6 protein-coding genes are annotated in these 12,931 nt (G+C 43.3%); 1 reads left to right on the top strand and 5 read right to left on the bottom strand.

Going from position 1 to position 12,931, the window contains the following annotated elements:
* Positions 1-3: 3 nt before the first annotated feature.
* The gene (locus OQY15_RS17650) at positions 4-1,332 is read right to left on the bottom strand and encodes a DEAD/DEAH box helicase (protein ID WP_265793226.1); all 1,329 of its coding nucleotides are present in this window, start codon (positions 1,330-1,332) and stop codon (positions 4-6) included.
* A 54-nt stretch (positions 1,333-1,386) separates the two neighbouring features.
* The gene (locus tag OQY15_RS17645) at positions 1,387-2,409 is read right to left on the bottom strand and encodes a Gfo/Idh/MocA family oxidoreductase (protein ID WP_265793225.1); all 1,023 of its coding nucleotides are present in this window, start codon (positions 2,407-2,409) and stop codon (positions 1,387-1,389) included.
* 113 nt (positions 2,410-2,522) lie between these two features.
* Between OQY15_RS17645 and OQY15_RS17640 the strand changes: the two genes are divergently transcribed.
* A complete protein-coding gene (locus OQY15_RS17640) occupies positions 2,523-4,436 on the top strand; it encodes a DNA topoisomerase IV subunit B (RefSeq protein ID WP_265793224.1) in 1,914 nt (637 codons plus the stop codon).
* A gap of 35 nt (positions 4,437-4,471) precedes the next feature.
* Here the strand turns inward: OQY15_RS17640 and OQY15_RS17635 are convergent, their stop codons facing one another.
* The 3 genes from OQY15_RS17635 to OQY15_RS17625 are packed head-to-tail and all read right to left on the bottom strand — an operon-like array spanning position 4,472 to position 12,775.
* Complete coding sequence (locus tag OQY15_RS17635; protein WP_265793223.1) at positions 4,472-5,491, bottom strand: YihY/virulence factor BrkB family protein; 1,020 nt, start codon at positions 5,489-5,491, stop codon at positions 4,472-4,474.
* Between the two features lie 8 nt (positions 5,492-5,499).
* A complete protein-coding gene (locus tag OQY15_RS17630) occupies positions 5,500-7,797 on the bottom strand; it encodes a BamA/TamA family outer membrane protein (protein WP_265793222.1) in 2,298 nt (765 codons plus the stop codon).
* Entirely contained in the window at positions 7,781-12,775 is a 4,995-nt protein-coding gene (locus tag OQY15_RS17625) for a translocation/assembly module TamB domain-containing protein (RefSeq protein ID WP_265793221.1), read from the bottom strand. Before OQY15_RS17625 ends, OQY15_RS17630 begins: the two co-directional genes overlap by 17 nt.
* Positions 12,776-12,931: the final 156 nt, after the last annotated feature.

Genomic DNA, 12,931 nt, shown 5'->3' with positions numbered 1-12,931 from the left:
AGATTAATCTGTTTTAGCTTTAGGTCTAGAATTATTGAACCTGCGGTTTCCACCACCGCCACCACCATTTCCTGATGGCTTTCTAGCGCCGCTCATGTTTGGTTTGTGCTCAGTTCTTTCCTGGCGTCCACCTCGTGATGGTTTGCTTTTGCCTTTTGCTTTTGAGGCAGCAGCTGCAGAAAGCAGGCTCTGCCATGTCATGGCATAAGGATGGTCTTCCTGAACAGGAATTTTAATTGCGATTAGTTTTTCAATATCATCCAGGTATTCTTTTTCTTCTCCGTCACAGAAAGAGAAAGAGATTCCGCTGTTACCGGCACGTCCGGTACGGCCAATCCTGTGTACATACGTCTCAGGTACATTTGGCAGTTCATAGTTGATTACGTGGGTAAGCTCATCTACATCAATTCCCCTTGCGGCGATGTCAGTAGCAACCAGGATACGTGTAGTCTTCGCTTTGAAATTGGTTAAAGCCCGCTGACGTGCGTTCTGGGATTTGTTACCGTGGATAGCTTCGGCTTTTACACCAACCTTGATCAGGTCTTTTACAATACGGTCTGCACCATGTTTGGTACGGGTGAAAACCAGGGCCGTAGCGATTGTTTTATCCTTTAAGATATGAATCAGCAGGCTCTTTTTATCGTTCTTGTCCACATAATAGATAGACTGCTGAATTTTTTCAGCTGTTGAAGATACCGGGGTAACCTCAACTTTCATCGGCTCAGTTAAGATGGTATTTGCAAGCTTCTGGATTTCAGGTGGCATAGTGGCCGAGAAAAACAGCGTCTGTCTTTTTACAGGCAGTTTAGCAATAGTTTTCTTTACATCATGGATAAAGCCCATGTCCAGCATCCTGTCGGCTTCGTCGAGTACAAAGATCTCCACGTCTTTCAGGTTAATGAAACCCTGGCTCATCAGGTCGAGCAATCTGCCCGGTGTAGCGATCAGGATATCTACACCACGGTGTAAGGCATCAGTTTGTGCTTTTTGTCCGACACCACCGAAGATCACGAGGTGACGCAGCGGTAGGTTCTTGCCATAAGCTTTGAAACTTTCTTCAATCTGGATTGCCAGCTCACGAGTTGGCGTTAATACCAGCGCCCTGATAGGTTTAGGACCTTTGGTATTCGCATGCTCTTTATTCAGCAACTGCAGCATAGGAATAGCAAATGCGGCCGTTTTACCGGTTCCCGTTTGCGCACAGCCTAATAAGTCTTTGCCGGTTAATATAGTGGGAATAGATTGTTCTTGTATTGGGGTTGGATTAGTATAACCCTCTGCTTGCAGCGCTTTTAAAATAGGCTCAATCAGGTTTAATTCTTCGAATAACAATGTGTATGAATTTTAATTTATTTGATACAAAGGTACGTATAAGTTCTGTAACTATTACTGTTCTTTAAATTCCAGCATTTCCAGCTGCCAGATGATCTGTTCTTCGCTGACAGGAAATGCGCTATCGTTGCGGATAGTATCATGTACTGCATTAAACAAGTCATTATAAGCTCCTGTTGGGGCAACTACTTCCTCCACGACTTTCTGAAGATCATTGATTACCACCAGCTTCCCTACGCTGCCCGCCGCCTCAACTCCAAAACCATCCGCGTCCGGCAGTATGTCATCCATCAGTTGCAACTCCTGTATGTCAGTACGCATCTTCAGATAACTACCAGCGGTACCATGTACTACAAATCCATGTTCCGGCTCGGCAATCAGCAGCCCTGATGTCAGGTATACGTTCAGCTGCTCAGGATAACGTAAGTGCAGATGAAAATAATCATCCACTTCTGAATCCGGGCGGTGGGCTGCAGTAGTTTTTGTATAACTCAGAGGTTTGCCCAAAAGGCTGATCACACCATCAATCAGATGTGATCCTAAATCATACATCAGGCCGTTGCCTGGTACTTCTTTACTTTCCTTAAATGCTTTTGCGCCGATAGCCATACGGTAACGGTCTATTCTGAAATGGATTTCGATCAGCTTGCCGAGACGGCCGCTTTCAATGACATTTTTTACGGATAAAAAGTCGCTGTTATACCTGCGGTTCTGATAGATCATGACCTTTAGATTCAGCTGGTGCCCCAGTGTAAACAAAGCTTTAGCTTCGGCACTGGTCACGGCTGCCGGTTTCTCAATTAAGACATGTTTACCGGCATGAAGGGAACGCAGGGCAAAGTCGTAGTGCGTGTAATTAGGCGTATTGACTATGATCAGTTCAATTTCATCGTCTGCCAGCAGTTCATCGATACTATTATAACTTTTTAGTCCCGGATATTTTAAAGCTGCGGTTTTCGTATTCCGCTCTGCTACAGCTTTAAATATGAAGCCCGGGTTAGTGGCTAAAAATGGAGCATGAAATATTCTGCCGGACATTCCGTAAGACATCAGGCCGGTGACGATGGGTTTTGACATGCAGAAAGATAGTACATTTCGGATACAGCTGATAGCAAAAATGTGTATTTGTTGAAAATTGTATGTCCGTAAACACGCATATTTCACTAAATTTGAAGATATTCTAAATATTTATGGCAGAACCTATTTATAACGATGACAGTATACGGTCGCTCGACTGGAAGGAACACATCAGGTTGCGTCCTGGTATGTATATCGGAAAGTTAGGTGACGGCTCTGCGCAGGATGACGGTATCTATGTATTGCTGAAAGAGATCATGGACAACTCCATCGATGAGTTTGTCATGGGCTCAGGCAGGACTATCGATATCACCGTATCTGATTCAAAGGTAAATGTACGCGATTACGGCCGGGGGATTCCGCTGGGTAAAGTGATCGATTGTGTCTCCAAGATCAATACCGGGGGTAAATACGACAGTAACGCCTTCCAGAAATCTGTGGGATTAAATGGGGTAGGTACAAAGGCAGTAAATGCCCTGTCTACAAACTTTGTAGTGCAGTCATACCGTGACGGCAAGACCAAGAAAGTAGAATTTTCAAAAGGGGAGATCGTTATTGATCATCCTGTGATTGATACTACACAGCGTAATGGTACTGCTATTACATTTTATCCGGATGAAAGTATCTTCAGGAATTACCATTATATTCCTGATTTTGTAGAAAGCATGATCTGGAACTATGTGTTCCTGAACACCGGGCTGACGGTAAATTTCAATAACCAAAAATATTTCTCTGAGCGTGGTCTCTATGACCTGCTGCACAAAGTTGCCGATGTGGAAAACATCCGTTACCCGATTATCCACCTTAAAGGGAATGATATCGAGATCGCGATGACGCATGGACAGCAATATGGTGAAGATTACCATTCTTTTGTAAATGGTCAGCATACCACACAGGGTGGAACACATCAGGCCGCCTTCAGAGAAGCAGTGGTAAAGACGATCCGCGAGTTTTATAAAAAGGAATATGAAGCTTCGGATATCCGGGCTTCGATCATTGCAGCAATCTCTGTGCGTGTGCAGGAGCCGGTATTTGAGTCGCAGACGAAAACCAAGCTGGGATCGCAGAATATGGGACCAGATGGTCCATCAGTCCGTACTTTTATCAATGATTTTGTAAAGAAGGAGCTGGACGATTACCTGCATAAACATACTGATGTTGCTGACGCTTTATTGAAGCGGATCTTACAGTCGGAGCGCGAACGTAAGGATATTGCGGGTATCAAGAAGCTGGCGAACGACCGCGCTAAAAAAGCATCCCTGCATAATAAGAAATTGAGGGACTGCAAGGTTCACTTTAACTCTACGCACGACAAACGTTATGAAACTACGCTGTTTATCACTGAGGGTGATTCTGCATCAGGCTCTATCACCAAATCAAGGGATGTAGACTGTCAGGCAGTTTTTAGTCTTAAAGGTAAGCCGCTGAATTGTTATGAACTGACAAAAAAAGTGGTGTATGAAAATGAAGAGTTTAACCTGCTGCAGCATGCGCTGAATATTGAAGACGGACTGGATGGCCTGCACTATAACAATATCGTGATTGCCACCGATGCCGATGTAGACGGAATGCACATCAGGTTGCTGATGATGACCTTCTTCCTGCAGTTTTTCCCGGATCTGGTAAGAGCAGGGCATGTATATATTCTGCAAACGCCTTTATTCAGGGTACGCAACAAAAAGGAAACGATTTATTGTTACAGCGATGAAGAACGCAGAAATGCGATCGCCAAGCTGGGCGGCAGACCTGAGATTACCAGGTTTAAAGGACTGGGTGAGATCTCGCCAGATGAGTTTGGCTTGTTTATCGGGAAAGATATTCGTTTAGATCCGGTGATCCTGAAAGATCAGACGATAAAGAACCTGCTTGAATATTATATGGGTAAAAATACGCCCGACAGGCAACAGCATATTATCAGAAACCTGAGGATTGAGAAGGATACGATTGAAGAATTAGTATCTGCGGATGCGGAGGCAGCAACGGCTGCGGTGTCTGAGGATATCGTAGAGATCGCTGAATCAGCTTAAGATTATCTCAGGAATTTTATAAAGGCAGAGCCAACCTATGCGGTTGGCTCTGTTTTTTTTGTCTCTTCGGGATGTTGTGCAGGCAGCACATCCACTTTTTTCTCCACAATGGTAATCTGTGTATGTACAGCATATTTGCTGGGCTTGATACCCCCATCAAATTTCTCTGCATAGGCCTGAGTAAACTCTGCTCCAAAATACAGGATGATAGAAGTATAATAGATCCACAACAGAATTACAATGATGGAGCTGGCAGCGCCAAAGGCTGAACCCGGATCTCCTTTTTCGATATAGATACCGATCGCATATTTACCTAAACTGAACAACAAGGCTGTAAAGAGCGCGCCGATAATGGCAGATTTCCAGCGCAGGTCAACATCCGGCAGTACCTTAAATATGATGGTGAAGACAGCGGTAACAGCTGCAAGTGTAATGGCATTGTTCAGAATATAAATTAGCAGGGTAGTAGTGTCACTTGCCAATGGTATCGCTTCGCCAATTGAACTATTGGTTACAATGTAACCCAGTTTTGAACCTAGCCCCACAACAATACTGTTAATCACCAGGGATACCAGCAGGAGGAAACCCATGGAAACAATCAGAGAGAAGGAGAGCAGACGGTTGACGATCATCTTTTTCCAGCCTGTTTTGGGAATGGCCTTCACTTTCCAGATCATATTGATACTATCCTGAATCTCGATAAAAATCGCCGTTGAACCGACAATCAGGGTAACGATACCTACAATCAGGCCAAAAAAGCTTTTTCCATTCAGGGAATTGCTATCTACAAAACCCTGGATCTGTTTTGCTGCCGCAGGGCCTACCATATCGCTGATTTGTGAGAACAGCTCTGTGCCAGGATTGATCTTATTACTAAAGAACAAACTGGCTGCCGCGATGACAATAATGATCAGGGGCGTAAGAGAAAATATGGTGTAATATGCCAGTGCTGCACTGAGCTTCGTGATCCGGTCTTCCATAAAGCCTTTACCTGCTGCAATAAACAGATGATAAAGCTCAATAAAAAAGTGTTTTAGTTTATGTACTAGTTTCATATCGCTGATTAAAATGGATATCCAATCCCTATGTTATAAATAATATTATCGCTTCTCCATTGTTTATCTCCAAATGCGATCTCGTCAAATACCCAACGTTCTCCTGCCGGATTATAAGGCTTCCTGACAGGGAATGCCACGTCCAGACGAATTACGAATATGGTAGCATCCACACGTAAACCTGCGCCGGTACCGACAGCCATTTCACTTAAAGCCCTGCCTAATTTAAATTCTGAGCCTGGTCTCAGCGGATCTTCTTTCCTGAGCCATACGTTTCCGGCATCAGCAAATAATGCTCCATACAGAATACTTACCAGTTTGAATCTTAATTCTGTGTTGAGCATGGCTTTAACATCTCCCCCCTGATCTGCAAAAGTCTGGTCAGGATTTACGCGGTAAGTACCAGGGCCAAGGGCCCTTGCCGGAAATGCCCGGATATCGTTACTTCCTCCAGCGAAGAACTGACGCACGAATGGCAGGGAGCTGCTATTTCCGTAAGCGTATCCGTAGCCGAGGTTAAGCCTGTTAGCCCAGGTGACATTACGGTTGATTTTATGATAGTTTCTCAGGTCGGCCTCAAGACGTACAAACTGTGTAAGTGGTACGTTGAATATTGATCGTTGACCCTGTTCATCTTTTGGGATAAATGTACCCCAAAGATTACCGCCGGTTTCTAAACTTCCATTAAAGTACGTGTTGTTTCTTCTGTTTTCTTCCATCTGATTGGTGTAGGTAAAGCTGTAGTTACTACCAATGATGAATTGTCTTTCGAGCGTATATCTTAATCCGGGAATCGAATCAAACAGTCGCTGGCGGCGGTTTGAATCTGCCGGCAGGTTTGGCTGCACATAATTGATTGAGATTGGGTTAAAAGTATGTTCTTTATGCTGGTTTTCTTTCCAATTGTAGCCATACTCTGCCTTGAAAGAGTTCAGTTTATACAGTGAACCACGGCTTAGCAGCTGATAGGAAAGAGAGGTAATGGTTTTTGGAATGAAGGCAGTAGTACTTCTGGGTTTGTAAAATGGAACAATGAACCTTGGAAAAGTCAGTTTTCCTTCAGCAGTGAAGGAGTACGAATTTAAACCCTGGGATTGTCCGCTCACTTGTGTTTCGAAGCCACCACTTACACTTACGTCCAGTTGTTCTGCACCTCTGAAAAGGTTTCTGGTGGTTTGGGTAACTTTGACCTCCGATCCCACGAAGTTGTTGGATTTACTGGTACCTGTAACACCGAATGTAAGCGAGTTCTTTCTAAGGGGAGTAAGGTAAATATTCAGGTCAAGCTGGTCATTTTTAAAGCTGTCCAGCGGCAGGAATTCTACCCTTACATCCTGGAAAGAGTTGATGTTTACCATTCTGTTCAGCGACTGATTATGATCGGTTCTGTTATAGGTTTCACCTTTTTTAAAGAACACCAGGCGGTCGAATACCCGCGGTTTAAATGTATTGCGGTTATCATAGATATTGAAGTCGTGGTATTGTTGCGGCGTCAGTTTTCTCAAGGCACTGTCTCTTCTTAAGGAGTAGCTCGGGAAGATATTAATATTATTGATCGTATAAGGTTTGATACCTGCATCAGGTGCAATGTCTTTTACTTTGACCGTAATATCAACCATACTTTTGCCAATCGTGCTGTCTACCTGCAGGATGAGGTAATCAGGGCTGAAATAGAAGTATCCACGCTCTTTAAGGTCGTTGTCTATACGGATCCTCTCATTTTTAAAGGATTCCAGGTCATAATAGTTACCAACTTTAAGGACAGAATTACCTTTATTTTCATTGATGATCTTTGTAAGGTTGCCTGTGTCTTTAGGGAAGGTGACACTGCTGATCTTATAGCGGTCGCCCGTGTTTACCGTATAAACTGCCTTGGCTGTTTTCTCTTTAGCAACAGTGTCTCCGGTCACTACTGATTGAAGGTATCCCTGACTGATCAGGAAACTGGTCATGACGGCATCGTTGGTTTTAAGTTTTACCTCACTTAACAATACCGGTGGCTCCCCAACTTTTGTACGCAGCCAATGTTTAAAACCTTTTGGCTTTTTAGGTTCGCCGGCAAGGTTGTATATATATAATTTTGGTCTTAAACCCAGGATAGATTTATTTGGTCTTGGCCTGGCTTTGGTTTCAAGTGTACTTTCAACATCCTTTTGGTTATCTATTTTTGCTGAAGAATCAGGATTGATCACAACCTCAGCACCCGTGTACAGTTTCTGACCGGGTTTCAGATATTTAGTATTGCTGCAGGCAGCCCATACTAAACATACGAATACGAGTAAGCTGGGTTTAATTAGTTTTTTCATTTCTTGGTCTCTGTTCTTGATTTTCTCTGTTTCTTCTTGATCTTTTGCGGAAGATCTCCCTAAATCTATTGTAATCTACCACGAGGGCAAATCCTAATCCGGTCTCAATGATTTGTCCTTCAATCACTCCTTCATTCTGGTTACGCCTGTAAGCTCTCAGACGGTATCTTCCATCTTTGGACAGGGCATACTCAACGTTGACGTTTCCGGCAATATTGGTTGAGCTTTGTCCCGGAGGCTGCGGACCTTCAAGTCCGAAACTACTACCTACGGTAACCGTTAACCTGTCACTCAGCAGTTTTTTAGATAGTCCAACTTCGAGGTCAGTTTTTTGCTGCAATGAACCTGTTGAATAATCCTCGGATGAATTGACACCGAAATTGATTTCTACACCCTGTATCAGATCTGAGGCGAGATTATTCAGCTGTTCCGTCAGGATCTTACTTACACTGGATCTGGCAAGCGTGGAAACTCCACCGCCGCCACCGGCAAGACTTTCAAAAGGATTATTGGCAATGAACCTGCCCAGTGCCAGCAAGGCAAATACCTGTTTGTTAAGTTCACTCTCATTCCTGTTCACGTTTTGCAGTTTGGTATAAACCTGTCCGCTTAAGGCGCCCCGTTCATTCTCCGGTAAATCAAGTTTGAAAGAGATGATAGGTTTTAACAACTCACCTTTCATCATCAGGTATACCTGGAATGGTAATTTAGTTTTGGCCTGGATATTTTCCGGCTCGTTGATCAGGTCAATAGGGGCAGCATTAACTTCATACAGAGCCGTCAGATTCACGTTCGCAGACATTGGGTCACCCGTCCATACGATTGTACTTCCTGAAACCAGCTTAAATGCTTTTTTACCCAGTGGACCCACAGATAAGTTGTAAGAACCATCTTTGATTTCATAACGACCTGTCAGGCTGATTTTACCACTTGGGTCCATCACTGCCGTCAGATCCGCATCACCTTTAACTTTCAGTGCATCTCCGTTTGCAGGGTCAACCACTACGTTCAGTTCTGCTTCAGGATCTACTTCAAGCTTCGCTGTCAGGTTGATTCCTTTGACCGGTGCCTTACTGATGCTGTCGCTTCGCAAGGCTTTTTGTCCGTTAAATGGAGGGGCATCAGCATCGATGAATTGTACAATACCTTCCTGATCTATTACTGAAGGATCATCTGCCGGCAGAGCGAAGAAGAATCTTGTATCTTTTTCTACCTTCACCGACATGTTTACATCAGGTTGGTTCATATCGCCTCTGATTTTGATATCACTCGTTAAGAAGACCTTTCCATAGATCATGTCATTATCCTGTGCTGTGGAATTCATCACACGGAAAGTCTCAGTTTTGATATTCATATTGAACTTGAAGTTCGTATAGTCGGTAGTAAGGACGCCACCAGTAATTACTGCTTTTTTATTTAGCGAATCAATGATCGTGAAGTTGTTGAAATCCACTCCCTGCGGTGTAAAGCTGATGGTTTCATTTGGCATTCTGAAATATGAATTAACATAAGTAGCTGTGAACGCTGCCTGGTTAAACTTCACATCTCCCAGTACTTTTGGAGCAGCCGTGCCACCTTTAACTGTGAGTGCACCGGTGATTGTTCCTGAACCATTTTTGATTTGTCCCATGGAGACGCTTTCCAGTGCTTTGAGATCAATTTTATCAATATTGAGAGTTAAATCCAGGGCATTTGCCGGATCATTGGTATAATAAAATCCGTTTACCCTCAGTTCATGGACGCCAGTTAAGGCAATATTGGTTTCAAATGCATTTGGAGTATTGTTATTTACGGCGACACGTAACGTACCCAGCTGATCTTTCTGGTAACGCAACCTGTCTATCGTCATGTTGGCCGTAAACTTAGGGCTTCCCATCAGATCATTAACATCTACAGTTCCGTTGATCAGTCCGCCAACTAAGGCACTGTCCTGCTCTGCAAATTTAGTGAGGGTTTCTATTCTGAAATCTTTAAACTCTACTTTTAGCGGAGAGTTAGGAGTTGCATTTACACTATTGATGCTCAGTAATTGGGTACCCTGGCTCAGATTAAACTGATTGGCGAGTATGCCCGATTTTCCAAATTGGATATAGTTCTCCGGTGCAACTGCCCAGCGGTCGTAATCCAGCAAGATCCTGTTGGGATCAAACTTAAACTGGAAATCCTCGCCGAGTGACCTGAACGTACCACCAAGTACATATCTGTCGTTCAGTTTCTGGTCTCTGAGAATAAGGTCAATATTCAGGAGGTTATTGGAAACGATACCACTGAGCTCAGTGCCATATAACGCTATGGAAGGACTTTGGATATGTCCGACCAGGAGTTTGTAGAAAAGGCGATTATCTGAGTTATCCACCGTGATCCTGGTACTGTCTACTTTATAATCCCCATAGACTACCTGAGGGAACCATGCATTGATTTTGAGACTGTCCTTCTGCGTGTCTAAAATCCCGTTCATATAAGAAGGGGAGAAGGTAGTTAGTGCAGGTACAAAGTCTTTGATAAATTTCGGGTTGTAAATCTTTACACTGAAGAGTAAACGCTGGTCGGGCACCTTAGTAACCACGCCATACTTATAATACTTGTTAATCTGGTTGGTCATGGCTGCAGCCAGATTTGTCAGCTGGTATTTTCCTTCCACTCTTGCACTCAGGAGTTCTGATTTCAGTGTCAGCAAGTTGTTGGTTGCCGTAGCTTCTGAGTGTACATCGATAGTATCTACATTGATCTTCTGGCCTTCTTTTACGAGTTGGAGCCCTCTGATGCTCACATCCCCGTTCAGGTAATCAGGGTCAGCAGTTTTAATGTCTGCATTTACTTTACCTGCCAGTCTGAATTCTGTGGGACTGAAATTAAGTTTCTGCAGGTCTACCTGTTTAAGGTCGAGGTCTGCCTTCACAGCAGGATATTTGCCGGCGATGTTTACCAAAGCAGTAAGGCTGAAGTTTGCATTGCTGTCGGCCATACTGCTTTTGAGATTGAGTTTCTGCGCAGCATATGTTCCACTCAGCAATAAATTTCTGTACGTATACTTATTGTAAGCGGCACTGATCAGCTGTCCGTTGATTTTTGCATTGGCAGTTTTGGCGTCAAGTCCGGAACCAGTCACATTGGCTTTAACAGTAATTCTGCCCAATTGCTGTTGCATCTGGATGAGACGGCCAACGTTGAAATTGTTCAGTGATACATCAGCGGTATAGCTCTCCTTTCCCTTTGGCCCTTTCATGCTGGCCAGCAGTTTTGCCGAGCCCATATCCGTGTTGATATTGAAGCCAGTGTTGAAGTTGGTCATTGAGCCTTTGAACTTACCATTGGCGGCAATAGTATTTGGCAATGTTATATTTGCAGGCAGTGATTTTTTGGGGATGAGCACGAGCAGATCCGCCTTGGTCATGTTAAATCTTTTGATATTAAGGTCGAGGAAAGTTTTCTCTACATCAGGCAATCCTTTGACAGTACCATTTACATCGATGCGCGTACTTTTTAAACCGGTAATCTGTAACTGGGGTATAGAAAGGTTGCTCATGTATCCTTTTACATTCGCTGTAACCTTAATTTTCTCATTCCGGTAATTTGCCGGAACAGCATCGCTGAAGTAAGTAGCATCTTTAAGTCCCAGTGTGGTGTTTTTGATCTGCAGCGACAATTTGACTCTTTCCGGGTGTTTGGTGAGGTCTTCAAGAGAGGTGTAATTCAGCTCTGTATTGTTCTCGATATTGGTATTTGGAGTCTTGAAAACAAGATTGCTGAGTTTCACCATTTTATCGTTGTACACCACATCGCCCTGTAGTTTGTTGACTTCAAAACCGCTCTTCTCCTTCAACGTGCCGCTTTTAACGTTCACTTTGATACCTGCTGCGCTATAAGATAAATCCTCTGCGGCAAGTCCGAGACCTTTGATTTTGAGGTGGTTAAAATCCATGCCTTTTGCCAGCGGTTTTTCTCCGAGGTTATCAAACTGGATATTGTTCTCTGCAAGGTTAAGTTTACTCACCAGCACAGCCATCGCGGAAGGTTTGGCCGCTGCTGTATCTGCCGGAGCATCCTTAACAGGAGCTGCAGGTTTGAATGCAAACAGAATGTCCGACTTGTTAAGGGTCGCATCATCCAGTTTAATATCCATTTTGGTAAGGTCGGCAAATAGTTTTGTCAGCGTCAGTTCATTGATGTTTAGGTCGGCACGAGTATCCGACAGCATATCATCATACTTGAGCTTTACATTATTGAAATCAATATCCTGTATTTCTACTAGTGGTAACTTTCCGGCAACTGCAGTAGCGGTATCTAAACTTTTTTCTATCTGTGCCGTCAGCTGGGTAAGTGGTTTCTGTTGTAAATATTTTAAAGTGGTGTTTTTTAAGGACAGGTTTTTAATCACATAGTGTTGTTTGTCCATGTCAAAATCCTTGATATTGGTTTCAAACTCACCTAGTCTTACACTTACATCATTTCCTGCAACATCGTCACGGTATATAATTCCAATATCTTTGAAACTCACTTTATTAATAGAGAATTTCATCGTAGAAGTACTGTCTTTTTCTACCTCTTCGTCTGGTTTTTTCTGCTCGGACATGAATGCATCCAGCAGGAAAGAGAAATTATAAGTCGTATCTGGATTGATCCGGGTTACATTAGCCCTGATTTTCTCTAATTCTATATTGTTGATTTCTACCTTGTTGCTCAGCAGTTTCATGAGGCTGATATCTACTGCCAGGCGTTGCGCATACAGTAAGGTATCACCTTTTTTATCTTCCATGTAAAACTTGTTGAGCACTACATCTTTAGGAAGTGCAATCTTTACACTTTCCAGGCTGACTTCTGTATGGGTTTTGTTTTTGAGATAGCTTATAGCTTTGTCTTTCACGAAGTTCTGAACTGCCGGGATATTCAGGGCCACTGCAACAAGGACAACCAGCATAATGATGCTGGCAACTACCCACAAGATGACCTTTAGACTTTTGCGTACGTATTTATTCAATTGTGATAAGATTTGTAAGATTACACTTTTAAGACAATCACTAAAACCATGCCACCGGCTGTTTTAACACTTATATTACAAGTAAGAGTAAAATTTGTTTAGCGAATTTCATTTTTTGGTTGTTAAAGCAATTTTTTGATACAGACTGAGTTGTTC

This window comes from Pedobacter sp. MC2016-15 (assembly GCF_026239695.1).
Taxonomy (GTDB): Bacteria; Bacteroidota; Bacteroidia; order Sphingobacteriales; family Sphingobacteriaceae; genus Pedobacter.
The sequence above is the reverse complement of the archived record's forward strand: the minus strand, read 5'-3'. Positions and strand labels throughout refer to the sequence as shown.

Bases quoted from the DNA above. Each gene is read 5' to 3' on its own strand.
- OQY15_RS17645 (WP_265793225.1), bottom strand. From the start codon at position 2,409: ATGTCAAAACCCATCGTCACCGGCCTGATGTCTTACGGAATGTCCGGC.
- OQY15_RS17640 (WP_265793224.1), top strand. From the start codon at position 2,523: ATGGCAGAACCTATTTATAACGATGACAGTATACGGTCGCTCGACTGG.
- OQY15_RS17635 (WP_265793223.1), bottom strand. From the start codon at position 5,491: ATGAAACTAGTACATAAACTAAAACACTTTTTTATTGAGCTTTATCAT.
- OQY15_RS17630 (WP_265793222.1), bottom strand. From the start codon at position 7,797: ATGAAAAAACTAATTAAACCCAGCTTACTCGTATTCGTATGTTTAGTA.